This is a genomic window from Mesorhizobium sp. P171375 (genome assembly GCF_057786075.1).
The window spans coordinates 6,087,273-6,111,490 of sequence record NZ_JBYNWF010000001.1 but is presented as its reverse complement, the minus strand read 5'-3'; the positions used below and the strand labels follow the sequence as shown (position 1 = coordinate 6,111,490).

Annotated in this window: 28 protein-coding genes; 11 read left to right on the top strand and 17 right to left on the bottom strand. The window is 60.1% G+C overall.

Features of this window, described 5'->3' with window-relative positions:
• Positions 1-32: 32 nt before the first annotated feature.
• From ACYHH6_RS29870 to ACYHH6_RS29860, 3 genes are all read right to left on the bottom strand, one after another.
• The gene (locus ACYHH6_RS29870; protein WP_352588486.1) at positions 33-1,097 is read right to left on the bottom strand and encodes a class I SAM-dependent methyltransferase; all 1,065 of its coding nucleotides are present in this window, start codon (positions 1,095-1,097) and stop codon (positions 33-35) included.
• Positions 1,094-1,978, bottom strand: a complete 885-nt coding sequence (gene lgt, locus ACYHH6_RS29865; RefSeq protein WP_352588489.1) for a prolipoprotein diacylglyceryl transferase — start codon at positions 1,976-1,978, stop codon at positions 1,094-1,096. Before lgt ends, ACYHH6_RS29870 begins: the two co-directional genes overlap by 4 nt.
• 102 nt (positions 1,979-2,080) lie before the next feature.
• Complete coding sequence (locus ACYHH6_RS29860) at positions 2,081-2,320, bottom strand: BrnA antitoxin family protein (protein ID WP_352588492.1); 240 nt, start codon at positions 2,318-2,320, stop codon at positions 2,081-2,083.
• Positions 2,321-2,497: 177 nt separating this feature from the next.
• Between ACYHH6_RS29860 and ACYHH6_RS29855 the strand changes: the two genes are divergently transcribed.
• From ACYHH6_RS29855 to ACYHH6_RS29845, 3 genes are all read left to right on the top strand, one after another.
• Positions 2,498-2,800, top strand: coding sequence for an accessory factor UbiK family protein (locus tag ACYHH6_RS29855; RefSeq protein ID WP_023711152.1), 303 nt, complete (start codon positions 2,498-2,500; stop codon positions 2,798-2,800).
• A 317-nt stretch (positions 2,801-3,117) separates the two neighbouring features.
• Positions 3,118-3,618 (top strand): type III secretion system chaperone family protein, encoded by a 501-nt coding sequence (locus tag ACYHH6_RS29850; protein WP_006202532.1) that lies wholly within the window; start codon positions 3,118-3,120, stop codon positions 3,616-3,618.
• 19 nt (positions 3,619-3,637) lie between these two features.
• The gene (locus ACYHH6_RS29845; RefSeq protein ID WP_142869237.1) at positions 3,638-3,997 is read left to right on the top strand and encodes a tRNA-binding protein; all 360 of its coding nucleotides are present in this window, start codon (positions 3,638-3,640) and stop codon (positions 3,995-3,997) included.
• Here the strand turns inward: ACYHH6_RS29845 and ACYHH6_RS29840 are convergent.
• The 3 genes from ACYHH6_RS29840 to ACYHH6_RS29830 form a co-directional block, all read right to left on the bottom strand.
• Positions 3,994-4,920 (bottom strand): hypothetical protein, encoded by a 927-nt coding sequence (locus ACYHH6_RS29840; protein ID WP_352588496.1) that lies wholly within the window; start codon positions 4,918-4,920, stop codon positions 3,994-3,996. The genes ACYHH6_RS29845 and ACYHH6_RS29840 overlap by 4 nt on opposite strands.
• Before the next feature lie 185 nt (positions 4,921-5,105).
• Complete coding sequence (locus tag ACYHH6_RS29835; protein WP_352588499.1) at positions 5,106-6,128, bottom strand: glycosyltransferase family 4 protein; 1,023 nt, start codon at positions 6,126-6,128, stop codon at positions 5,106-5,108.
• 274 nt (positions 6,129-6,402) lie between these two features.
• Positions 6,403-7,818: an ATP-binding protein gene (locus ACYHH6_RS29830; protein ID WP_435053392.1), complete on the bottom strand. Its 1,416-nt coding sequence runs from the start codon at positions 7,816-7,818 to the stop codon at positions 6,403-6,405.
• Positions 7,819-7,877: 59 nt separating this feature from the next.
• Between ACYHH6_RS29830 and ACYHH6_RS29825 the strand changes: the two genes are divergently transcribed.
• A complete protein-coding gene (locus tag ACYHH6_RS29825) occupies positions 7,878-8,258 on the top strand; it encodes a hypothetical protein (protein ID WP_352588501.1) in 381 nt (126 codons plus the stop codon).
• Positions 8,259-8,389: 131 nt separating this feature from the next.
• The gene (locus ACYHH6_RS29820) at positions 8,390-8,929 is read left to right on the top strand and encodes a hypothetical protein (RefSeq protein WP_352588503.1); all 540 of its coding nucleotides are present in this window, start codon (positions 8,390-8,392) and stop codon (positions 8,927-8,929) included.
• Between the two features lie 21 nt (positions 8,930-8,950).
• On the opposite strand, the gene ACYHH6_RS29815 is transcribed toward ACYHH6_RS29820, so the two are convergent.
• The 10 genes from ACYHH6_RS29815 to ACYHH6_RS29770 form a co-directional block, all read right to left on the bottom strand.
• Positions 8,951-9,544, bottom strand: coding sequence for a hypothetical protein (locus tag ACYHH6_RS29815; protein ID WP_352588505.1), 594 nt, complete (start codon positions 9,542-9,544; stop codon positions 8,951-8,953).
• Entirely contained in the window at positions 9,541-10,140 is a 600-nt protein-coding gene (locus tag ACYHH6_RS29810; protein ID WP_352588508.1) for a L,D-transpeptidase, read from the bottom strand. The genes ACYHH6_RS29815 and ACYHH6_RS29810 overlap by 4 nt, the downstream gene beginning before the upstream one ends.
• Entirely contained in the window at positions 10,124-11,287 is a 1,164-nt protein-coding gene (locus ACYHH6_RS29805) for a CpaE/TadZ family protein (protein WP_352588585.1), read from the bottom strand. The genes ACYHH6_RS29810 and ACYHH6_RS29805 overlap by 17 nt, the downstream gene beginning before the upstream one ends.
• Positions 11,284-11,919, bottom strand: coding sequence for a TadE/TadG family type IV pilus assembly protein (locus ACYHH6_RS29800; protein WP_031243784.1), 636 nt, complete (start codon positions 11,917-11,919; stop codon positions 11,284-11,286). Before ACYHH6_RS29800 ends, ACYHH6_RS29805 begins: the two co-directional genes overlap by 4 nt.
• Entirely contained in the window at positions 11,913-12,401 is a 489-nt protein-coding gene (locus ACYHH6_RS29795; protein ID WP_023748948.1) for a TadE/TadG family type IV pilus assembly protein, read from the bottom strand. The genes ACYHH6_RS29800 and ACYHH6_RS29795 overlap by 7 nt, the downstream gene beginning before the upstream one ends.
• A gap of 7 nt (positions 12,402-12,408) precedes the next feature.
• A complete protein-coding gene (locus ACYHH6_RS29790; RefSeq protein WP_352588513.1) occupies positions 12,409-13,920 on the bottom strand; it encodes a TadE/TadG family type IV pilus assembly protein in 1,512 nt (503 codons plus the stop codon).
• A gap of 69 nt (positions 13,921-13,989) precedes the next feature.
• Positions 13,990-14,268 carry a hypothetical protein gene (locus tag ACYHH6_RS29785; RefSeq protein ID WP_352588516.1) on the bottom strand — a complete coding sequence of 93 codons (279 nt, stop codon included), beginning with the start codon at positions 14,266-14,268 and terminating at the stop codon, positions 13,990-13,992.
• Positions 14,269-14,272: 4 nt separating this feature from the next.
• On the bottom strand, positions 14,273-15,718 hold the full coding sequence (locus ACYHH6_RS29780; RefSeq protein ID WP_031243788.1) for a pilus assembly protein N-terminal domain-containing protein: 1,446 nt from the start codon (positions 15,716-15,718) through the stop codon (positions 14,273-14,275).
• A 53-nt stretch (positions 15,719-15,771) separates the two neighbouring features.
• Positions 15,772-16,803, bottom strand: a complete 1,032-nt coding sequence (cpaB, locus tag ACYHH6_RS29775) for a Flp pilus assembly protein CpaB (RefSeq protein ID WP_352588520.1) — start codon at positions 16,801-16,803, stop codon at positions 15,772-15,774.
• A gap of 96 nt (positions 16,804-16,899) precedes the next feature.
• Positions 16,900-17,112 carry a Flp family type IVb pilin gene (locus ACYHH6_RS29770; protein ID WP_023748953.1) on the bottom strand — a complete coding sequence of 71 codons (213 nt, stop codon included), beginning with the start codon at positions 17,110-17,112 and terminating at the stop codon, positions 16,900-16,902.
• Positions 17,113-17,616: 504 nt separating this feature from the next.
• Here ACYHH6_RS29770 and ACYHH6_RS29765 point away from each other — a divergent pair.
• From ACYHH6_RS29765 to ACYHH6_RS29740, 6 genes are read left to right on the top strand one after another with little or no spacing between them, the layout of a single operon-like run.
• Complete coding sequence (locus ACYHH6_RS29765) at positions 17,617-19,002, top strand: TadA family conjugal transfer-associated ATPase (RefSeq protein WP_352588524.1); 1,386 nt, start codon at positions 17,617-17,619, stop codon at positions 19,000-19,002.
• Complete coding sequence (locus ACYHH6_RS29760) at positions 19,002-19,973, top strand: type II secretion system F family protein (protein WP_352588527.1); 972 nt, start codon at positions 19,002-19,004, stop codon at positions 19,971-19,973. The genes ACYHH6_RS29765 and ACYHH6_RS29760 overlap by 1 nt, the downstream gene beginning before the upstream one ends.
• Before the next feature lie 18 nt (positions 19,974-19,991).
• Positions 19,992-20,942, top strand: coding sequence for a type II secretion system F family protein (locus ACYHH6_RS29755; protein ID WP_352588588.1), 951 nt, complete (start codon positions 19,992-19,994; stop codon positions 20,940-20,942).
• Positions 20,943-20,995: 53 nt separating this feature from the next.
• Positions 20,996-21,535 carry a tetratricopeptide repeat protein gene (locus ACYHH6_RS29750; protein ID WP_352588530.1) on the top strand — a complete coding sequence of 180 codons (540 nt, stop codon included), beginning with the start codon at positions 20,996-20,998 and terminating at the stop codon, positions 21,533-21,535.
• A gap of 1 nt (position 21,536) precedes the next feature.
• Positions 21,537-22,076, top strand: coding sequence for a prepilin peptidase (locus tag ACYHH6_RS29745; RefSeq protein ID WP_352588533.1), 540 nt, complete (start codon positions 21,537-21,539; stop codon positions 22,074-22,076).
• Between the two features lie 25 nt (positions 22,077-22,101).
• Complete coding sequence (locus ACYHH6_RS29740) at positions 22,102-23,172, top strand: phosphatase PAP2 family protein (RefSeq protein WP_352588535.1); 1,071 nt, start codon at positions 22,102-22,104, stop codon at positions 23,170-23,172.
• Positions 23,173-23,177: 5 nt separating this feature from the next.
• Here the strand turns inward: ACYHH6_RS29740 and ACYHH6_RS29735 are convergent, their stop codons facing one another.
• Positions 23,178-24,167 (bottom strand): phosphatase PAP2 family protein, encoded by a 990-nt coding sequence (locus ACYHH6_RS29735; RefSeq protein ID WP_352588538.1) that lies wholly within the window; start codon positions 24,165-24,167, stop codon positions 23,178-23,180.
• Between the last annotated feature and the right edge of the window lie 51 nt (positions 24,168-24,218).

Sequence of the window (24,218 nt, the reverse complement as noted above, 5' to 3'; positions counted from 1 at the left end):
AACCGCTCACACTTTTCCTGGAATTGCTCTTGTCAGCCCGGCTGGTGCGGCAGGATTTTAAGAACCTTGAACAGCGTGCCCATGGCGTCGGGGCCGGCCAGGCGCTCGACGGCGTCGGTAATGGTTTGTTTTGCCTCGTCGCTTGCCTGGCTACCCAGCAGGCCGGCCCGTTCGAGCAAACCCATGGAAAGCAGGAAGTCGCCCTGCGTCGTCAATTCCACATCGAGGCCATGCGCCCGCACGACAGCGGCCAGCGCTGCGAAGTCGACATGAGCGGTGAGATCGGCTTCGCCGGGATTGGCCAGCACGTCTTCGAAAGCGTGCTTGCGCACGGCCTGCAATGTGTCGCCGAAACCGGGCTGGAGATGGCCGTAGTCAGGGAATAGCCCGGCGCCGCCGTGGCCGGCTATGCATTCGGCAATGGCCGCCATCAGCGCCGCGCGGGCCGGTGCTACTTCGAAAATAGAACCTTGCGGCGCCTCGGCGGCATTGTCCGGCAGCAGCGTTGCCTCGACCGAGCCGGCGCCGGCGAAGAAGCTCAGTTCGTCTGACACATCGAGGCCGATCATCCGTTCGCGCCATCCGGCGTCGGCGCGAATGAACTGGCGGACCGGCACCGCGTCGAACAATTCGTTGCCGACGATCAGCAGCGGCGCCTGCGGCAGCGTGGCGATGGTTTCGTGCCAGCCGACCTCAGCTGAACTGTCGGCAAGCGTCTGCTTCTGGATTTCGATCAGGCGCGGGCTGGTCTCGATCAGGGCGAAGGACGCACCGGCTGCGAGTGTGGGATCCAGCCGCGCCAGGGTACGCAGTATGTCCTTCATCAGCGTGCCGCGGCCGGGGCCGATTTCGGCGATAGTGACCGGCAGCGGCCGGTCGATCGCCGACCAGGCCTGATACAGCCAGACGGCGACGAGTTCGCCGAACATCTGGCTGATCTCCGGCGCGGTGACGAAGTCGCCCTCGGCGCCGAACGGCTCGCGCGTCGTGTAGTAGCCATCGCTGGGATCGAACAGGCAGAGCGCCATGTACTCGTTGACGGGAAGGGGGCCAAGCGCACCGATCAGGTCGACGATGCGGGTTTTCAGCCGTGTCATGCCGGCTGTGGCTGCGGCACCGGCCTGGCGGTGGCCATCGCCCAGATGCCGGCGAGCACCATCGGCAGCGACAGCACCATGCCCATGGTGAGCCAGCCGCCGAAGAGATAGCCGAGTTGCTGGTCGGGCTCGCGGAAGAACTCGACGAAGATGCGCGACAGCCCGTAGCCGCAGATGAAGGCGCCGCCGACGAAGCGCGGTGTCTTCAGCTTCAGCCGCGAATGGGTGAGGAAGCGCAGGACCAGGAACAGCACCAGGCCCTCAAGCAAGGCCTCGTAGAGCTGGCTCGGATGGCGCGGTTCGAGGCCAGCGACGCAGCCCGCCACCGTCTGCTGGAGGCGCTCGTTACAAAAGACGACGCCCCACGACACATCGGTCACACGACCCCACAGTTCCGCATTGACGAAGTTGGCAATGCGGACGAGACCGAGACCGACCGGCACGCCGGCCGCGACGACGTCGAACAGCGACCAGGTGCGGATGCCGCGTTTGATGGAAAACAGCGTCATGGCGAGGATGACGCCGAGCAAACCGCCATGGAACGACATGCCGCCCTGCCAGATAGCGAAGATGTCGAGCGGGTGGTCGATGTAGCGCTTGAGGTCGTAGAACAGCACGTAGCCGGTGCGCCCGCCAAGCACGACGCCGACGGCGGCCCAGACGATGAAATCATCGAGATCGATGGGTTTCATCGGCAAGACACCGTCCGGCCACAGCCTGGTGTTGTTGACGAGCCGCTTGGCGTACCACCAGGCGAACAGGATGCCGACGATGTAGCCAATGCCGTACCAGTGCACCGCCAGCGGGCCGATCTGGACCAGGATCGGGTCAATGTTGGGGAAAGGCAGCGACGCCATCGGCAGCAGGAAAGAGTCGTTCAACAGGGTCTCCCGGAAGGGCTCGCGTTCGGGCGCGGACCATGCGGCAGGGTTTTGGCGGGGTCAAGGCAAGGTGGTGGTTGCCTTGGCCCGCAGATGGGAGGCTCAATCCTGCGGCTTGCCGGCGACCAATTGCCTTAGGGCGTCGTTGATCCTGTCCTGCCAGCCGGGACCATCTTCCTGAAAGTGGTCCAGCACGGCTCGATCGATCCTGATCGAAACGAGCTCCCTGACATTCGGTGCGGCTGAGGCTTCGCGAGTTGGCGGCGCCGGTTTTTTGATCGGCTTGAAGGCTGCTTCTGCGGCTTCCATCGGATTTATCGGTCGGCGCGGAGGCGTTGCCATTGGTTGATCCTTGATCAGAGCGACTTGACGCAGGTCGACTTGAAAGCACTACAATAGGCGACGTCGCGCCATCACGTACAGGGCTGGGCAGCCGAGGTGCGATGCCGCAGCCATCGCAACGTTCTTGCATTCCGCACACGGCGCCATTACCTCAATTCGACCAAGCGAGGATTTGCCATGTCGACCGGACCGAACCGCATTCTCGATGAATTCGCCAAGCTGATGACCGATGCCGCGGGTGCTGCGCAAGGCGTGCGCCGCGAGGTCGAGACTGCCTTCAAGGGGCAGGCCGAGCGCATCCTCAACACCATGGACGTGGTGCAGCGCGAGGAGTTCGAGGCCGCCCGCGACATGGCGGCCAAGGCGCGGGAAGAAAACACCAGACTGGCCGCGCGCATCGATGCGCTCGAGGCCAGGCTTGCCGAATTGACCGGTCAGGCCGCACCAGCGGCGGCGGCAAAGCCCAAAGCAAAAAAATAATCTTTAAACTTTTCCACAAAGCGCAATCCGAAAAAGTGCTTTGCCGTGAATCGTTTACCGGCGATGCATGAATCTTTGTGACAGCGCCTTTCCACATGCGGGATGACGCAGTGCGAAAAATTAGGCTGTTCACGCGACTCCCGATCAATAGACTGAATTTGTTGCATGATTCGGAGCAGGGTCATGCGGCCGGGCGGTGGGGTCCGGTCCGGGGTCTTTGTGTCGTGAAGTCCTGGCCGTCCGAGTTCTAGACAAGATTGTTCGTCGTGTGTGCCCCGCGGAGCGTGTGGCGCTCCCCTGAACACAGGAAGCATTCCATGGAACTTCTCGAACTCGAATTCTCCCGCGAAATCCATCCGGTGGATGTCATCGAGCAGGTGGCCCATAACAATGACTGGTCCTTTGAGCGGGCCGGCGATGACGAAATCTCGATCTCGGTTGCCGGCAGCTGGACCGACTATCACGTCTCTTTCTCGTGGATGGAGGATTTCGAGGCGCTGCATCTGGCCTGCGCGTTCGACATCAAGGTGCCGGAAGCCCGTGCGTTGGAAGTGATGCGGCTGTTGTCGCTGATCAACGAGCAGATGCTGTTTGGCCATTTCGACCTGTGGGAGCAGGAGGGCGCGATCATGTTTCGCCAGTCGCTGCTGCTCGCCGGCGGGGTCGAGCCCTCGAGCCAGCAAGTCGAGGTGCTTTTGTCATCAGCGCTGGAAGCCTGCGAATGCTATTTTCAGGCCTTCCAGTTCGTCGTCTGGTCGGGAACCTCGGCCAAGGATGCGCTGGCCGGCGTCCTGTTCGAGACCTACGGTAACGCCTGATCGTCGCTAAGAAAAGAAGATGAGTTCGAGCAGCGCGCGCAAGCCCGAGATCAGCTTTGCCGATTTCGATCGTGTCGATATCCGTGCCGGCACCATCGTCGAGGCTGAGCCTTTCCCTGAAGCGCGCAAGCCCGCGTTCAAGCTGAAGATCGATTTCGGCCCCGATATTGGCGTGAAGAAATCCTCGGCGCAGATCACCAAATATTATGCGCCGGGAACGCTGATCGGCCGGCAGGTGTTTGCGGTGGTGAATTTCCCGCCGCGCCAGATCGGTCCGTTCATGTCCGAAGTGCTGACGCTCGGGTTTCCCGACGAAGAGGGCGCCGTGGTGCTGGGCGCCATCGAGCGCAAGGTGCCGGACGGCGGGCGGCTGTTCTAGGACTGGCGAAGAGGTTGGGGCCGGAATGCGCCGAGAATGGTTCCGACCGTTGCGGCCGAGAGCACAAGATGCAGGACGTCGAACGGCCAGGCGAGGCCGAAATGCATCAGCATGAGGTTCAAGAAGGAAGGCGGCGCGGCATCAGCGGGAATCAGGATCAAGCCTGCGGCCAGGATCAGCCCATATTTGAGTATGGCAACGATCGCGAGAACGATGAACATTATGGCGACGAAACGTAGGCGATTGCCGTCGAGCGCACGCCAGCACCCGATTGGGTCAAACGACCCCGTCCAGAGAAAATCGCCGACAAAGAGATATGTCCATACAAGGACAACACCACCCGCGAACGCGTTGGAGACTCCCATCGCCGACGTCCAAGGCGCGATGTCCTCGGGTCTGAGCGGCAAGTCATGTGTGGCCAGCAGGCCGGCTACAAGCAGTCTGTGCTCGCCGGCGACCGCAAAGCCGCAAAGAAGCTGAATGGTCGCCAGAAGCAACGCAGCCAGAAGAATCCGCTGGCCGAGCTCAAAGCGCATGCCCGGGATTGCGAAGCGTTTAACACCTTCAATGCCTCGCCGAATAACGACACGGCCGTGCTCGGACGCGTTTGCCATGCGGTCCAGAACAAACGCAAAGACCATCGCCGAGAACGGAGCGGCAACAATCGCGGAAAGCCAAGTCCTGGGGTCAAAGCCGCGCGATAGAAGCCAGGCGGGCGCCTGCTTCGGATCGGCAAAAAGAATAAGAGCAAGCACCGTCAGACAGATCGTCGTCAGCAAGCAGGGGAACCAGGCAGCCAAGAACAGTGGCCAGGCATTCGCACGGCAATAGTCGAACACCCGCGCAACGGTTTTGCCGATGCGCAAGACGCGACGCTTCGGCAATACAGCAGGCAACTCGTCCAGCGTTGAAATCGGCGTCAATCCCACAGGGAACTACACACGCAAAATAATGCACCGCAAGAAACCGCCGCACAAGCTCTCGCAAGGAGCGAGTGGGCGGCATTGAGGTGGCCACGCAACTGCCACCGATCGGCATCGCCGAGGGCTGATGCACCATTCCCGGCTCGGCCTGACCTGGAACTCGTTACATCCTGCGCGCTGGTGTATCAGGCGGCAAGCTTCCGCTTGGTGCCAAGCGCCTCTTCGACCGTGTCCATGAACATTTCGGCGCAGGCTTTCCAGCTGTAACGCATGGCGCGTTCGCGCGCCTCGGCGCGGTCGACGTTTAGCGCGGCGAGCGCGGCCTCGCGCAGATCGGTCGACACCGCCCCGCCAATGCCGTCGCCGACGATGTCGATCGGCCCGGTGACCGGATAGGCGGCGACCGGCGTGCCGCTGGCCAGCGCCTCGATGATGACGTTGCCGAACGTGTCGGTGCGGCTCGGGAAAACGAAGACATCGGCAGAAGCGTAGATTTCCGCCAGTTCGTCGTTCGGACGGTGGCCAAGGAAATGGGCCTGCGGGTACTTCGCCTTGAGCTTGGCCAGTTCCGGCCCCTCGCCGACGATGACCTTGCTGCCGGGGAGATCGAGATCGAGGAAGGCGCTCAGGTTCTTTTCAATGGCGACACGGCCGACGCACAGGAACACCGGGCCGGGAAAGCCGAGGTCCTTCTTCTTGTCCGGGCGGAAATGGTCGGTGTCGACGCCGCGCGTCCACGGCCTGAGCTTGTTGAAGCCGCGCGCGGCGAGATCGTCGGCCAGCGACTGTGTGGCAACCAGCGTGCCTTGTCCGGAATTGTGGAAATCGCGCAGCCAGCGGTAGGCCCAGCTCTCCGGCACCGGCAGGCGGGCGCTGAGATATTCGGGAAAGCGGGTGTGATAGCTGGTGGTGAAAGGACGGCCGGCGTTGCGGCAATAGCGCCGCGCCATGATGCCGAGCGGTCCCTCGGTGACGATGTGGATGTGGTCGGCCTTGCGCTGATCGATCAACCGCGCGACGTTGCCGGGCGTGGTCAGCGCCAGCCTGATGTCGGGGTAGGTCGGCAAGGGCAAGGTGCGAAAGATGTTCGGGGTCAGGAAGTCGACATCGACATCAAAGGATTTCAGCGTTTCGGTAAGCCGCTCCAGCGTATGGACGACGCCGTTGACTTGAGGGCGCCAGGCGTCGGTGACCATCAGGATGCGCATGGCGGTCCTTTGCTCGGATCGACGGTTGCCTTGATGCGATGGCGGAACGGCACCCACACGGCGGCCCTCGCTTCGCTCCAGCGCACCCGGGCGGGCACGATTTCGAAGTGAGGCGGCTGAGCCGAATCAACTGAGGTCGCGCGCTTCATGCGCGCTCTTGACCATGATTTCATGACGGGCGGATGAAGGTGGTTTTTGGCTGAGCATGATCTCTGGACAAACGGTTCCCGTTTGTTCAAGGAAACCGGTTCCCATTTTTCGGGATCATGCCTCGTCAGGCAGGAACCTTGATCACCGCCCGCAGGCCGCCGAGCGGGCTGTCGTCAAGCGTGATGTCGCCGCCATGGCTGCGGGCGATGTCGCGGGCGATGGAGAGGCCAAGACCGGTGCCGCTGGCGTCGAGGTTGCGAGCTTCGTCAAGCCGCAAGAACGGCTTGAACACGTCCTCGCGCTTTTCGGGAGGGATGCCTGGACCGTCGTCGTCGATGGTGACGACAAGCGAGCCACGGCCGTGATTGGCGCTGATCTCCACGGTCTTGGCATAGCGCAAGGCATTGCCGGCGACATTGGACAACAGCCGGGCGAAAGCGTGCGGGCGCACATGCACGTCCGGATCGCCGGCGAGCACCGTCGACAGCTTGCGCTTGTGCAGCGACGCCTCCTCGCCGAGCTTCTGGAAATAGGCCTCGAGATCGAAATGGCCGGCATCTTCCGACGCTTCGCCGCGGGCAAAGGCGATATAACCTTCCAGCATCGACTGCATGTCGTCGATGTCCTGGTTGAGCGCCGCCTTGGTCTCGGGCTTGCCGCCGGCAAGCGCCAGCTGCAGCTTGAAGCGAGTGAGGATGGTTCTGAGATCGTGGCTGACGCCGGTCAGCATGGCGGTGCGCTGTTCGAGCTGCCGTTCGATGCGCTCGCGCATCTGGATGAAGGCAAAGCCGGCGCGGCGAACCTCCTCGGCGCCACGAGGGCGAAAATCGCGCGGCATCGGCCGGCCCTTGCCGAAGCTTTCGGCGGCCTCGGCCAGCATCAGGATCGGCCGGATCTGGTTGCGCAGGAAGGGGATGGCGATCGTCAAAAGCACCAGCGAGGTGCCGACCATCCAGATCAGGAAGATGTGGGTGTTGGAGGCATAGGCCTGGCTGCGGCGCACGAAGACGCGCAGCACCTTCCCCTCAAGCTGGATGCGCACCTCGACGATGTTGGAGTTGCCGACGGTGTCGATCCAGAACGGGCGGTTGATCTGGCGGGTGATCTCGGTGGAAAGGACGTCGTCCAGGATCGAGAAGAAGGGCTTGGGACCTGGCGCCGGCAGCGGGTCGGGCGGCAAGAGGTCGACCTTCAGCTGCATGCGGTCCTGCGCGATGCGGATGATGTTGGCGTAGTCGCCGTCGTGCGGGTAGGTCTCGATCATGTCGATGATAGCGGCGATGTCGCGCACGGTGGCCTGCGACAGGCGCTGCGTCACGGTTGCCCAGTGTCGTTCCATGAAGTCAAAGGCGACGACCGATTGCAGAAGGATCATCGGCGCGATGACGATGATCAGCGAGCGGGCATAAAGCCGCTTCGGCATATAGAGCGCGACCAGGCGCCAGAACCGGTTCCAGGCGCGCGGCATGGCTTTCAGCGCGCGTAATATGCGCGTGCCGAAGCCGCCTTGTTCCGCCCGTTCCAGTTGCGTGGTCGCCATGTGTCCTTCCGCTGGTCGCTCGTCGATGGCACTCGTCTATGGCCAAACGGCGACCGTCGGTGGCATTCTATTCCACGCCGAGCCGTTCTGGAACAGCCGTGGCATGGCGGCCGACGACCAGCAGGCACGGAATCGCAAGTATCGTGATCAAGGGTTCACCGGCGCGTTGCGTTGGAACCACTTCGCGGATCGAGCGTTACGAGCGGATGGTCAGACAATTTGCCTACGCCCTTATCTTCGTCCAGGTATCCATGGCAACTGCGCTGGCTACACAGGTATTCCTATCGACCGCCGAGGAAGCCCGTAGCTCAGAACTCTCGCTGGCGCCGGCGCCAGGCGAAGAGGGATGCGCCAAGGCGATGTGGCCCAATATTCCGGAACGATGTCTGCAACGAGTCGAGCCGAAGGTGGTGACGCTCGTGCTCAGCCAAAACAACTGATGGCGAATGGCTCTTTCTGACATGCAGGCTGCCATTCGCATCTGGCCGCGCTGCCGCAGGACCACCAACGCTCCGTTAAGCCTCGCTCAATCTCTGCAATCTATCTTGAATGCCAGATTGTCGAGGGTGACATGAAGCGCAAGTCGGTAATGCTCTTTGCCTTCCCAGCTCTGATCCTGCTGATCTTGGCAGGGGAGCGCATGGCGGCCTTCTTGCTGGGGGCTTATCCGGCCAGTCCCACAATGTGGTGGATCTGGCTTGAACTAAGGCCGCTGTCGACGATGTTCTGGCAACAGATCGATCTCTATCTGGGAGCGTCGATGGTCGTTGATGCCTCCATCCTGGCCGCCGCGTCGATCGTTTGCTGGACGGCGTGCCGCACAAGAAGGTCGGCTGCCTTCTTCTTCCTTGCAAATCACGTCGCCCTGCTTTTTGCCGGGTTGATGATCGCCGCCACCAGCCATTCCGAAACAGCGAGCACGATCGCCTCGTTCACGGTACCCGGGGGCCTTCCATTCTCACTAATGGTCGATTTCACCTTGAAGAACAGCCTTGTGCTGTTTCTGGGTCTGACAGCATGCGCCTACTGTCACGTTGCCTTCCTAAGCGAAACCCGACAGCGGTCCGAAGCGCTGGCCGCGCGCCTTGTTGCTTTGCAGCGAGATTACTAGGGTAGCCCACGTCTTCCAGCGCTAGTTGATCTTTCTGTAGTAAACCTTGCCGTCGGCCTGTTCTATGCGCTGGTAGTTTGGGCTTGGGGCAGGCGCTGTAGCGACGATCCTCTTTTTCGGAGCACGCGGCGCATCGACCACGCTGGGCTCGGTCGCATCTTCACCATCGACAGCGACGGGTGCCTCCGCCCCGGCGTTGGCCGCGACCATCGAAGGTTCCGCTGCGCTCGACATGACGTCGTCACGGGCAAGGGGCTGGTTCTGTTCCAGCCGGGCTATGCTCCTGTTGATCTCACCGAAGCTGCTCTGCAGTTGACTGTCGAGTTTTTCAAATCGGCTCTGAAAACCGTTGTTGACCGTGTCCAGCCGGCCCCCGATTCGTTGTTCGAACGTCCCGAGTTGTTCCAGGCGCCCTTCCAAAAAGCGCATATCGCTGATGCCTCGGTAGAGATAAACCGCGGCTATTATATTCACTAGGGTGATCAGGGACGTGCCGATGATGACCGCGCCGATCATGCTTTTGTCGCTCGGTTTCCCAACGACAGCCTGCTCTTCAACGCGGGTTGCTGTCCCAATCTCGATTGCCGGCATGTCCGGTTCGCTGATCATGGTCATTGAACCACCACCTTTGCGCCGATCGCGACGCGTTTGAAGAGATCGATCACATCGGTGTTGGTAAGGCGAAAACACCCCGATGTTCCGTCGAAGCCAACCCCTGACGGATCGTTGGTTCCGTGTATCCGATAGAGCGTGTCACGCCCGTCCCGAAGCAGATAGAGCGCCCGGGCGCCGAGTGGATTGTAGGGACCGGCAGGTACCAATTGCGGCAGTTCCGGCTGGCGGGCGCGCATTTCGCGGGGTGGGCGCCATTCCGGCCATTCGGTCTTCGCCCCCACCTTGACGACCCCGGTCCAGCCAAATCCGTCGCGGCCGACGCTGATCTGATAGCGAAGCGCCTGGCCTTGTCGGGTCACCAGATAAAGCGCTTTCTCGCCCTTGCGGATAACGATCGTTCCGGGTTGTTCCGTGGTCTCGAAGGCGACAGTCTTGCGCAGGCTGGGGCCCATTGCCGGCAGCGGCGGCCGATCCGCAAGTGCCGATCGCGCGCTGGCGAAGTCCTGGGCCGACATCGCCAGCGCCATGCCCATGACGCAGGCCAATCCCGGGCCAATCCGATTCCTACCTGGCCGATACCTATTTGGCAGCGTCATCGAGCCGCTCTTTGAACATCCGCTTCAGGTCCTTGTTGAATCGCGCACGCCCATCCACCTCGGCAGGCAGGATAGCACGGTTCAACGCATCGGCCAGAAGCGCATTGTCAAGCGCGACCGATTTGATGTGCGGCGCCTTGAAAATCTTTTCCAGTTCGCTGCGCGAAAAGTGGTTCCCGAACCATTTGCGTTTGTGCTTGTTGGCGACCAGCGTGATGCTTACAGCATTGCCACGCAACTCACGGATCTTCTTGTAGAGCCGCTTGCCTTGCCGCAGCGAGGCGACGTTGAGTTCGAAGACGATGAAGATCTCATCGCTCGTCGACAGCACGGAATTGTGCCAGCGCGTCTCGATGTTCGGCAGGTCGATGACGATGTCGTCGAACCGGTAGGCGACGAGGTCCAGCAGACGAAACACGAAATCGGCGCCCTGCGGCTCGAAAGGCAGTTGCGGCCTCTCGAAGGAATAGAGTGTCAGCCCGGACGGACGTGAGAGCTTGATGACGTCCATCAGCTCGACGTCGAGCCTCTCCGGCTGGCCGATGATGCCGCCGAGGTCGAACTGGTTGAACTGGTTGAGATAGGCGCCGCAATTGGCGCTCTGGAAATCGAGGTCGACCAGGCAGGTGGAAGCCCCGCGTTCTTTCGATTTCGAGGCCAGGAATTCGGCCGCCGACAGTGCGAGCGTTGTAGCGCCGGCGCCGCCGCTCGCGCTGATGAAGGTGATGATGCGGCTCTTGGTGCCTTGGTTGCCGGTGTCGTGGAAGGTCACTGCGTTCAGCAGTTCCTTGCCGTCGAGCGGCTTGTGCAGCCAGTCCGAAGCGTTCATGCGCACCAGCACGCGCGTCTGCTCCGACGACAGCTCGTCGGAGACCGCGATCAACGGCACGGTTGCCCAAAGGGCGCGCGCTTCGACGATGTCGGGCCTGCCGAGCAACTCGCCCTTGCCGAGGTCGAGGATGACGATGCCGGGGCGCGTGTCCACGGGCGGACCCCTAAGGAAGTCGCCGGTATCGGAAACCCTGACGTCGTAGATCGCCAGCGCATCGAGCCGCGTCGTCACTTCGCGCCTGAAATTCGGATCCGACGAGAACAGCGCCACCTGCTTTCGCTTGGTCGGTGTAACCTTGGTGTTGATGGCGTTCATGGTGTCCACGTGCTCTTCATGTCTTCGCCCGTAACCGTGCTCAGCATCGAGGGCATGGTGATGTTTCCGAATCCGAGCAGTCCGCCCAGGAAGAAGAACTGGAAGGGATGATTGGTGATGCTGACCGTGATAGTCGGCACCGGGCCGCTGGGGCGCGTCCAGTAGCCGAGGCCGGAGGCGGCGTATTCGATCCGCACCTGCGATTTCTCAAGCATCGGCAGGTAGTCGTGCATTCCGGCACGGGTGGCGGTGCCGTCATAGATCGCGTCGAACGATGTTTGGCTCGCATCGGAGGCTTGGCACAAGCCTCCTCCGACACTGCAGCAAGCGACGCCTGCTGTGCTTGCTGTGCAGACATAATCATAGGTGCCGGCCGGCACCGCGGTTCCGACCATGGTTACATCGCTCTGCGTTATTGTCTCAGATGGAAGGCCGAGTGCTACAGGGCCAGAAATTTGCGCCAGTCTTGCGCCGGCTTGCACAGCTTTGTTTCCAGAGTTCCATTGGTAAAAAGCATAGCCGAAATCGACGAAGCCGAGCAGAAGCGTCAATAGCAATGGCAGAGCGATGGCCATTTCGACCATCGCGGTGCCCGACTGCTCGGCGCAAAACCTTTGGTTTCCCATCACCATCCGATAACTCGTTCCTGATGGGAGACACTGAGGGTAAGAGCGCCAAAGCCAAGATACGACAAGAATCCGACATCCGGGTAAGAATAGGATGTACTGACGTCTACGACATCGACCGTGCTCTTGTTGCTAAGATAAAGCTGGGTGCCCGATCCATCGGTCGCATTAGTGGATGTTTTGGTAATCGCAACTGTCGCTGGAAGCCATCCATCTACTCTGGCGCTGCCGGCAGTGACCGCCCCATTGGCAGCAAGGTTTTGCGCGCGCCCCTTGCAGGTGTCCCAGTCGCTACTGCATCGCGCCATATAGCGGGCTGCATCCTCGACGCCTGCTTCAAGAAGCAGGCGCGTGTTCAGCATGTTGGAGAACTCAAACACACCGGCCGATAACAGCAAGACGAGTGGTGCGGTGATCGCGACTTCCACCAAGGCGGCGCCCCTTTCGTCGCCCTGGAACCGTCGGATGATTTGGCCAAGCCTGGTCATGTCGGCTCTACCGGTACAGCTGGGCTTCGTTGCGGAAAGCTTTGTCTAAAAGAGTATTGTTGGCAAACCCTCCATCGACGTCGACGATCTCCAGGCTGATAGGCTTCTCACCGGCCGTGGTGTCCTCATCGTTCTTACTGTTATCCTGCTTCTGGATGGGGCTGTTTATGAAGACGCTGGCATAGCCATCAGGCTTGAGCTGGATATGGCCATTGATCTTGGCCTGGTTGGCGATGCAGTCGACGATCGCCATGTTGAGCAGTCGCCGGTCGGGATCCGCAGTCGGGGTCGAGCCTTTGAAGCAGGCTGGAACGCCGGTTTCCTTTGTCGGCGCCTTGGACTTGTCACCGACAAGCCCGTTCGCAATCTCGTATTTATAGACGTCATATCTGGAAGCCGGCACAGCAGTGCCGGTCGGGTTGGTCGTGCTAGGCACGCTGGGGTAGGCCGCGCCGTGGTTGATCAGCCAATAGTTTGTCCGATCCCATGTCGAGTTCGTCATCCCGGTCGTGGAATCGAAGCTATTGCCCGGCGGTAGCGCCATGGCCGTCCCGTCTGTGTTGGGCGTGTATTTGTTGCAGTTGGAGGTCTTGTCCACTCCCTTGCGCACATTGCTTGCTGGCCGATATTTCCAGTCATTGTCATGCGACTTGAGCGAAGAACTGTAGATGTCGAAGCGGACATTGAGCCCAGCGTTGACCTGGCCCAAGGTGACGCCGGTTTTCGTGGTGAGGGCGTCGCGGTTATAGCATGTGCCAGCGGTGCCCATCGCCATGGCATCCCGCAGCGAGGCCAGATTGTTGTCGATCAGTCCGAAATTGCCGGGACCAGGGTTCGAGTCAACCTTGAGGATGCGGTATTCGCGGCTGTAGGTGAGGCCGGCGGCAAACGCCTGCTGGATCGTCTTGCTGGTCGACGGGTCGGTCGTCTCGAACGGGTTGCACATGAAGATCGGCACGGTTTCGCAGATCGACTGAACGAATCCGGCCACGGCCTGTGGCCGGATGTCCATAGTGTCGTTGCTGCCGATAAAGGCGGCGGGAAAGATCGTCGCGAACGCGCCGGCACCATCAGTCAGGCCGGAAGCATTCACCGTCACCAATGAGAATGACACCGCTTTAGGATCGGTGCTGGCCCAGTTGACGCCGTTCGAGTCGACGCCGGCAGCGCTCAACCTGGTGTCGTCACTGGCGGGAATGCCGGTCAAGTAGGTGACCGTTACATCAGACAGGGCGAGCGTATGATCGCCTGCGGTCGAAAACTTGGTCTTCTGGTCGGTCAGAAGAGTGGACGCCGCCAGATTGGCTCTGGTGATCGAATCCGACCTACCGTCCAGTTCCGCGGCTGTCGCAAGCGCAAGAGCATCGACACCCTTCTGAAGATCATTGTGCAGTCCGTAGGCCCGACTCATGTCGATGGCCAACAATGCGAAGCCAACCAGCACGGGCAGCATGATTGCGACAAGGATCATCGCTATGCCGCGTTGATCGTTCCAGAACGCCCTAATGGTCCCCAACATGACCTTACTCTCTGCTTCCTTGCACCAGGCCCCTCGCTCACCCCGTGCAATGCGACCGCATCCTTCTGTTCAATTCGCTCCGTTGTTCACTGCCCCGCCGACATTGACCGTTATCGCAGGCGGTGGCGGTGGTGGCGGTGGAAATTTGTAGCCTTGGGCAACAGCGGCAGCCCGCGTACCGTCACCTTCGATATGGGTGTTCTTCGCGTTCGGATTGAACGGATCGACCGTCTGTGCCAGCGAATTGTATTTCTGCGTATCGCCGGCGGCCAGGGTCACCGTGTCATAGTTGTTCAGATAATCGGCGGCGCAGCCCGATAGTGCACCGGCGCACAGAATGAGGATCAAGGCGCTATTTCTTGACATAGAGCATCTTGTCCTTCGATTTGAAGTCCAGCATGTGGCCATAGGGGCCAGTCACGCCGTCGCCCGTTTCGTATTTGCGGATCATGTCCTTGTTCACCTCGAGCTGACCGAGCACGAAGAATTCCGGATCGTTGGCCGGCCGCGTCTTGTCGAACGGCGTCGCCAGCTGTTCGCCTGGCTTCACCGGCCGCACGACGTGCGGCGTGACGATGACGACCAGTTCGGTCTCTTCCTTCTGGTTGCTCGAATTTCGAAACAGCGTGCCGATAACCGGCACCTGGCCGAGCCACGGCACCTGTTCCTGCAGCTTGGTGGTCTTGCTGGACAGCAGCCCTCCAACCGCGAAGCTCTGGCCGTCGCGCAGTTCGACAACGGTATCCAGCTTGCGGTTGGTGAAGATCGGGTCGCCGGCGCTGGTGAAACCGGTGAGGTCGCTAACCTCCGGCGCCAGCTTCATATGGATCTTGCCGTCGTCGAGTACGACCGGCGTGAACAGCAGATTAACGCCGAATTGCTTGTACGTGATGGTTACCTGGCCATCATTGCCGACGACACGGATAGGGACTTCGCCGCCGGCGTTGAAGCTGGCGGGTTCGCCGGAAAGCGTTGTCAGGTTGGGATTTGCAAGCGTGCGCACGACCCCCTTGGCCTCAAGCGCTTCAATGATCAGATCGACCTTGATGTTGCTGTCAATGACCCGGGTGATCAGAGCCGCGAAGGGATTGCTGGTCGACAGCAGGCCGGTGAGTATATCGCCCGGGCCGAGCACTATATTGTCCTTGTCGACGGTGGCGATGCCGGTTGCGGCGCGTGTCGTGCCGCTGCCGTTCGTGCTCCTGATCGACACGCCGAGATCGCGACCGGCGTTGCGCTTGGCTTCCAGCACGCGCACTTCGAGATTGACCTGCTGGCTGTCATCGACAATGACGGAATTTATGATGGCGTCAGGCCCATATTGCTGCACCACCTCCATGATGGATGCCAGCGTCGCGCCATCCTTGACGTGACCGCCAAGTCTCACCTTGCCGTTGATCGAACCGATTTCGATGCGCGCCCTGGGCGCCACCTGGCGGATCGCCTGCGCCATGTCGCTGACATCGACGCCAACTTCGATCTGGATGACGCCCAGCGAGCGCTTTTCCGGGGAGAAGAGATTGACGGTGGTGGTGCCGGCGCTCTTGCCGATGACATAGAGCGTCCGGTCGGTCATCGGCTGGGCATCGGCGATCTTCTCGTCGCCGACAACGATATCGCCGAGATTGGCGCTCACCTGGAGGGTCACCGACTGCGACATCGGCAGGAAGATGCGATGGACGCTCGGGTTCGATACGTCGATGAAGCGGTCGGCTGCTTCAGCCGCGGCAATCGACGTCAGCAGCGCAGCCAAACAGAACAGCGCGGCCGCCGCTACCCTCATCCAAAACCCCTGCATCCCCATCTCCCAAACTGCTGCCGCCGGCAGCCCCCGCTTCGCCGCGCGTCCTTTTATGGTTGTCGCGGCACGTCATAGGATTCGAGCTTCACGCCGCGAAACACGCCCACTGTAACATTCTTCGGCGGTGCCGGCTCCAAATACTTGACAACTTCCTTTACGACTTCGTTTGATGCGGGTGCCACGGCCGGAACCGGCTTGACCTTGCTCAACTGGTCGAGCTGGTTTCCCACCCTGTCCACGGCCTTTTCCAATCCGGCGATCTTGTCATCCGCGCGCTGGCGTTCAGCGGCGGCTGCAGCGTCGGCCGCGGCCTGTTTGTCCAGTTCGGCCTGCCTCTTTGCGACATCGGCCGGCGTCTCGCCGTTCAGGTCGGAAAGCGTTATGCGCTCGGTCATCTCGCCCTTGCTGGCGGCGGCCTGGCGCAGTGCAAGAGACAACTGTCCCGCGCCGGCGGCCAGCGTCAGCTTCTGGGCGTCCTTTGTGCTGGCTTCGAGCGTCACCGACTTAACCACCGTCGGGTTGTCCTTGCTCACGTCTGCGACCTGGTCGACGGCGAGCACCTTCATGCTCTGCAGCAGAACGTCGACAAAACTCTTGTCCGAACCGTCATCGCCGCGCACCGAGCGCGTCAACAGCACATCAACCCGGTCGCCCGGGAAGACGAAGCCGGCGACTCCCAGTACATCGTTGACGCGGATGGATACGGCCTTCATGCCTTCGCCAAGTACAGCCGAAAGCGTGGCGCGTTGGCCCGGACCGGTGATCTTGCTGGCGAGGATCGGCTCGTTGGTGCTGATCGCCTGCAGTGCCTGCCTTGCGCCACTGCCGGCCAAGGCTTCCTTGGTCGTCTTGAATGCTCCAGCCGGGACCGCGCCCGCGGGCCAGGCTATCTCATGCAATTTATCGGCGCTCAATGTGTCGCCGAACTTCAGTGGCAGTGCCGCGACAACGATCGTATTGCCTGTGCCGTTTGATTGAGCCAAGGCACTACGCTGGCCAGCCAGCCAGATGTTGATCAGCACGACCGCCAGCACCCCGAAGACGCCGGCGAGGACTATCATAATAAGCGTGTTGGCGCGCATAACCCCAACCCCCAAGCCAATAGAGCGGGAATTCGCCCGCCACGACTGAATTCAGGCCCGGGTTTGGACAACCCGGGCCTGATGCCGATCAAACAATCAAGAACCGGCACCGCTGGCGCAAGATCCGATACCGGAGTTGTCCATGGCGGTGCAAAGGCCGGTGAAGCGGCCCGTAACCCACCCGCCGATACCGATGATGAAGCCGATAGAGGCGACTGCGATGATGCCGATCAGGATAGAATATTCGACCATAGCAGCGCCGTTTTCATCGTCGCGGAACTGCCGGGTCATCGTCATGAGTTTCTTCATGTCAATTTCTCCCTTTGGAGGTTTTAACCCGACGAGACAGAGCCAAGGATGAACCCCATACCCAAGCATCCCCCGTCACCTCAATCCTAGGTCGCACCAAAAAGCAGAGTCAAACGGATTAACAGTTCCTTAACCTTCGAATACCTGATCAGAAGCCACTTAAATTTTGACAAGAGCTTGATTCGCTTAATTTTTCAAGTCGCCTTAACCATTCATTCACAATTCCGCCACGGTGCCACGGCGAAGCAGTTGGATTAGTGGTTCTGCATATTCGTTTATATCTAATGGGTTAGAGATGGCTTCCGGAGGTGCACGGCTTGTTGCGCGCCGAAAGGTTCCGTGAGGACCGGCGGAAGGCCGCTTTTGAGGAAAGATAAAGCGTCTATTTCCGAAAGCCGATTTTAACTATGTTGTAAGTATCGGTCGCCTTGACCTTGTTCGGCGCTTGTGCCCCTCGTGGTTAACGCTTAGTTTCAGCCTGGGGATTTCAGAGGGCTGAGCGAAATGTTGGGCCGCTTCATCAAGGGACCAAGTGAGCCGCAGGCGCTGCAGCAGTCAGCGCCGCTATCGACGACAAGCGTTTTGGCACCAGCCCCGCCGCCCGAAGTCGAACCGCATGGCAACGATTTTCTGACGCTCAAGGTCGAGCTGCATCGACACCTGATCGACAGGTTCAATCTGTCCGCTCTTGAAACAGCGTCCAAGGATCAGATCCTCAACGAGATCCGTCCGATCGTGCGCGAGTTCGTTCGCATTCGTGCCGTGCCGCTAAACGCCCGCGAGCTGGATCAGCTGACCAGCGACACCGCTGACGAGATGCTAGGCCTCGGGCCGATCGAACCGCTGCTCAAGGACGATTCCATCACCGACATCCTCATCAACACGCACGAGCGCGTATTCATCGAGCGGCGCGGCGTGATAGAGGAGACTGCGATCCGTTTCCGCGACGAGGCGCATCTGTTGCGGGTCATCAACAAGATCGTCTCGGCTATCGGTCGGCGCGTCGATGAATCGGCGCCTATGGTCGACGCTCGCCTGGCAGACGGCTCGCGCGTGAACATCGCGGTGCGACCGATTTCTGTAGACGGCCCGCTGGTGTCGATCCGCAAATTCTCCAAGAATCCCTATTCGCTGGAGCGCCTGATGGCGTTCAATTCGATTCGCCCGCCAATGATCGAGCTGCTGCGGATCGCCGTCCAGGCCCGCAAGTCGATCCTGGTCTCGGGCGGAACCGGCAGCGGCAAGACAACCTTGCTCAACGCGCTCTCAAGCTACATCCCGGCCAGGGAGCGCCTGATCACCATCGAGGACGCGGCGGAACTGCAGCTGCAGCAGCCGCATGTCGGCCGTCTGGAGACGCGACCACCGAATGTCGAGGGCAGAGGCGAGGTTCGTCAACGCGAACTGCTGAAGAACGCACTGCGCATGCGACCGGACCGCATCATCGTCGGCGAGGTCCGCGGCGAGGAGGCCTTTGACATGCTGCAGGCCATGAACACCGGCCATGAGGGGTCGATGACCACTATCCATGCCAACACGCCTCGCGACGCTATTTCTCGTCTGGAGCAGATGGTCGGCATGGCCGGCATGCCAATGACGCACGAATCCATCCGGGCACAGATTGCTTCAGCCATCGACATCATCGTGCAGACGCAGCGGCTCGCCGATGGCGGCAGGCGCGTAACGTCGATTTCCGAGATTACCGGCATGGAAGGCAATGTCGTCCAGCTGCAGGAAATCTATAACTTTGTGAGGCGTGAAGTAGCCGCGGATGGAATGATCATCGGGGATTTTCGTGCCACCGGTGTCCGTCCGCGCTTTGCGCCTGAGGCCGCAACGCTGGGGCTCCATTTCGCCAAGGATGCCTTCAATCCGCAGGTCGCTCTCTGATGCTTACCGGACAGGCGCTCCTTTATTTCATCTACATGCTTGCGGCAGCTTCGGTGATCCTTGCCGGCGAAGCCCTTTACCTTTCTCTGGCCAGTCGCCGCTCCCGCATCGTGGCGGTGAACCATCGGCTGCGCCGTCTCGCTGATGAAGCGCCCGCGGAACAAACCCTGCAAAGTTTGCTGCGAGAACGCGGCTTGACCGATTCAGGAGATTTTATCTTCGGCTTTGTCTCGCTGAACAGGCTTTATACCCAGTCCGGTATCACCGGAAACCCGATGACCTTCGCAGCGTCGTTTTTTCTGGCCGGCCTGGCGCTGGCTTTGCTGCTCTGGCTTTTCCTGCACGTATCGGCGCCGGCAGCCTTCATCATCTTTCTCGTGGTGGGCTTTGCCTTGCCTGTTCTCGTTTTGCGCCGGGCACGTTCCAGCCGGATCAAGAAATTCGCCAGGCAATTGCCCGATGCACTGGACATGATCGTTCGTTCATTGCGCGCAGGGCATCCTGCGTCAGTTGCGATAGGTCTCGTCGCCCGCGAGATACCTGACCCGCTTGGCACAGAATTCGGTATCGTCGCTGACGAGATTACTTTCGGACTCAGCATGGAGCAGGCCGTGCGGAAATTAACGCAACGGGTCGGCTTCGAGGGACTCAATTTGCTATCGGTGTCCCTTTCTATTCAGGCGAGGACCGGCGGCAATCTTACCGAAATCCTCGCCAATCTTTCAACCGTGCTGCGGGAACGCCAGAAACTGCGGTTGAAGATCAGGGCGTTGTCGGCCGAAGGCCGGGCCTCGGCCTGGATCATTTCCTTGTTCCCGCTCGTCATGTTTGGGCTGCTCTGGCTGATCGCGCCCGGCTACTATGGCAAAGTCTGGAGCAGTCCTCTCATTACGCCTGCTTTCGTCATCTGTGGCAGCTGGGCCCTGTTGGGAGACTTCATCATGTATCGAATGGTTAATTTCGATTTCTGACAGGAGCGAGTCATAAATCTGTTTTCGAACACCGACGACCTGACCTTTTTTGTATCCATCGCAGTCTTCGCGTCGGCGGTGGCGCTGTTCCTGTTTGCGGCGCTGGTCTTCCTGCCGGCACTGCAAACGCGAAAGCTGGTCGTGGACAGCCTTTTGGGCGAAGGCTCTGTCGATCCGCGATCGATCCTGGGACGGGACCGTCTGGCCAAGATCGCGGCGCAGAAGCCGGTTGACGCGTACTTCAAGTCGATCGAGAAAGAACGCACCGAGCCTAATGCTCTGGAGGCGAAACTCTTCCGCGCTGGATTTTATCGAGCGGCCGCACCTCTCGTCTACACGCTTTGTCGTCTCGGCGCCGTTTGTATAGGGTTTCTGGCCATGTATGCCCTGCTATCGTGGGTGCTGCCGCCACGACTGCCGGGATTCTTAACGTTCGGTGGCTCGGCCTTGTTTGGGTTAGGCTGCATCGTCATTCCCAGCATCATGCTGGACCGGTTCGAGAATTCACAGAAACAGATCTATCGTCGCGCCTTCCCCGATTTCATGGATATGATGATCACTTGCGCCGACGCTGGTATGAGCCTCGAGGCTGCGGTCGAACGGGTAAGCCAGGAACTAGCAGCCACGCACAAATGGCTCGGAATTCAGCTCACGATCATGAATCTGCAACTGCGCGCCGGCAAGCCACTTCGGGAAGGGCTTCGCGAACTGGCTGACCGCATTGGCCTTGACGAGGCGCGGGCGCTGGCCGTGCTGTTCCGGCAGTCGGAAGAACTAGGCACCAGCCTGACGGATGCCCTGCGCGTCTACAGCGCGGAGATGCGCAGCCAGAGGGTTCTGCAGGCGGAAGAGCGCGCCAACGCCTTGCCCGTCAAAATGATGATCCCACTGGGACTCTGCATCTTTCCGGTGGTGATGATGGTAATCATGCTGCCGGTGGTCATTCGCATGAAGGGCATTTTCTTCTAGTTGCACATATGCTTTGGTCCAAATATGGGTCGGGGGACTCACGGGGAGATTTCATGAAAAGGCCAATTGCAGTCGTGGCCTGCCTGTTCATGGCGGCACTCGCCGGCTGCCAGACGAACGGGGCGGACGGTGTCGTTCGAACCAACGAGCCGTCGAAAGGCGACGTGACGTCCTTTGGCGACGCTTTCGACGGGTTGAAGACAGTTGGTGACGTCGAATATTACGCCTCGGATCAGGCTGTCGCCGAGGCCAAGAACCAGTTCCGTGCTGAAAATTACGGCAACGCCGGCGCCCTGTTCTTCAAGGCGACGCAGCTTGCCCCCAATGATGGTGGCGCCTGGATGGGATTGGCCGCCTCCTGCGACCGGATACACCGCTTCGACCTTGCCGACCGGGCCTATGGCCGTGCCTTCAAGCTGGTTGGCGCGACGCCCGAATATTACAACAATGTCGGCTATTCCTATCTGCTGCGCGGCAAGCTGCAGGACGCGCGCAGCAATTTCCTCAAGGCCTACGAATTGGCGCCCAATGATCCGACCGTGGTCAACAATCTGAAGCTGCTATCGTCCAGCGTGCAAAACATCGAGCGGTAGAATGTTGTTTGCCGTATCGCTGCTGCTTAAAGCGCTCGCCGTTCCTTTGCTGGCAAGGATCGCCTGGCTCGACTTCGTCACCCAAAAGATAGCAAACCGCGAAGTACTGTTGCTGCTTTGCCTCGGGCTGGGATCGCTCCAGCTTGTTTCTGTCGCAAGCGGATCGTGGTGGGATATGGGATTGAGTGCGATCGCCGGACTTGTGCTGTTCGTCGCGCTCTTTCCTTTCTGGATCATACGCAAGGTCGGAGCCGGCGATGTCAAGCTGATGGCGGTTGTTCCGTTTCTGACCGGTGGAAGCGGTCTCGCCGTGTTCTCGGTGCTGCTCTTGGTTTTCGCCCTCGCCACCGCGGCGATCGTGAAAAACCCTTTCATGCTGCCGGCAGGCGCGTTTCGCGTCTATATACAGCACTTGGACCGCAAGGGCGTCGTGCCCTTCGGCGTGCCAATTTCGGCGGCTGCGATCTGCACGATAGCGTTCCAGATTTATGCAAGTCTGGCGCTGGCGGGCAGTTCGGGGATACTGCAGCAGCTTAACTAGCGCTTGGTTCCGGAGATTTTCTTCCATGTCGATAGCGCGGCTAGCGGTCCGTAGCACTTCGGAGGCTTGGCGCGCCAATCAACCATTTTTCGTGACGGTAGTCGCCTATGTTCTACTCGCGCTTATTGCTGCGGCGCATTGGAACATCGTCATAAACTTGAAAATATATAATAAGAATTTCCTGTTTTTTGGGGCAACCGTGACCCTGATCCTTCTTGCTGTAGTCTTGATTCGGTTGATTATTCAACGGCCAGAGCAACCGTTACGTGCCATGAAGGAACTCATGCTGGCCAACAACCTGCCGGATCGAATTGCAGCCGGACTGCCGGTTGCGCTCGTCATCCCGCTCTTTTTCTCGATGTTCACCAGCATCAAGGGAGGACTCAGCAAGATTCAACCATTCTATGCCGACACGCCCCTGGTGGCGATCGACAGGGCAATTCATGGCGGGGTCGATGCATGGAGATTTTTTCATCCTGTGCTTGGCTTTGGCCCTATGACCTTTTCGCTGAACATTCTTTACAATCTTTGGTTTGCTGAGGTTTTCATCGTTTTGTTTTGCGTCGCTTTTTCAACGAGAAACGGGCGGCTGCGTTCCCAGTTTCTGGTCACGTTCGTCCTTACCTGGGTGTTGATAGGTAACGTTTTGGCGGCGGCCTTCGCTTCAGTTGGGCCAGCATTCGTTATGCCCTTTTATGGTGAAGGTACGTTTTCTCCCCTGATGGACTACCTTCAGACGACCAACTTGACCTATCCCGTCTCGGCGCTGGGTACGCAAAATTATCTGCTGGTCGATGCCGGGCTCGATGGGCCACGCCTGGGCAGCGGCATTTCAGCCTTTCCATCGTTGCACGTGGCTGTCGCGACCCTGAACGCGATTTATCTCTGGCGTTTTGGGCGTCTACTCCGCTGGGCCAGCATTGCGTTTCTGGCCGCAATCCAGCTGGGCTCGGTGCAATTGGCCTGGCACTACGCGGTCGATGGATACGCTTCTATGCTGCTGACGCCGATCATCTGGGCTATTGTGGGACGACTTTTAAACGCCCGATCTGGCCTTCAGATCGGAATAAAAGATGGCCGAGCCGAAATGAACTGAGCTTGTTATTCCTTTGCCCCTGTAAGCTTTCCCGCAGCACGCCAGATCAGCCACACCAGGATGATCGAGACATAGTCGTCAATGGCGTAGTGCCAGCCGAAATAGACCGAGCCGAACATGATCACTGCGACGTAGAGCCAGGCGAAGATTCCGGCCGTCCGGTTGATGTTACCAAGCAGCAGCGCGTTAAGCGTGACCATGGCGACATGGAAGCTTGGCATCGCAGATATGCCGGTCCCGATCGAGGCCTGGCGGCTGGTGTGGGATAAATAGAGATAGTCGCTTATGCGCAGGATGGCCGGGCCGGCACCGCTGCTTCGAAGCGAGGCGGTGAGATCGTCAAACAGGTCCGGATCAATCAGCCGGTCGTAGAAAATCGGGCCTGCGGATGATCCCACCACCCGCACAACGATGCCGAGGATGACCGCGGTCGCCGTCAGCGACAGGAAGTATCGCTGGCGCTTGGCGGCGTCATCCATCCAGGCGGCTGCGACAACCACGAAGGCGACCACCACGAACCAGAATTGGGCATAGAGGACATAGAGGGCTTGGTCGATAACGCCTGGCAAGGGAACCGAGCGCGCCCATTTCCAGACATGCCCGAAATGCAAGGCCGCATCGATCTCGGCAAGCCGCCGGTCGGCAAAGAACGGCACCATCTGCGCAAGCTCATACTTGTAGGTGGTGAAGGCGGCCAGGCATAGAATGAAGATACCAAGGGTGAGGGTCGCGCCGCGCCAGCGGGAACTGATCTTCGCGAGGAACCAAGTCGCCGGGGCGCGTCGGTCCCTGAAAGGTGCCGCCATGCCGATTCCGAGCAGGATGAAGAAGGGCAGCAGGAAATACAGGATCAGCAGCCGCTGCGTTCCCAGTGCCGCAAGGTAGGTTTCGGGGAACAGGCCAGCCGCGACACCGGCGTAGCAAAGGCCGAAGATCGCCAGTTTTGCCGACAGTCCTATCCTCGGTGCGGAAGTTACGTCAGCGCTCGCCGCCATATTCGCTTCTTTGGCGGGTCTTTCTTCAAAAGGACCGGAGCGTCGAGCGCG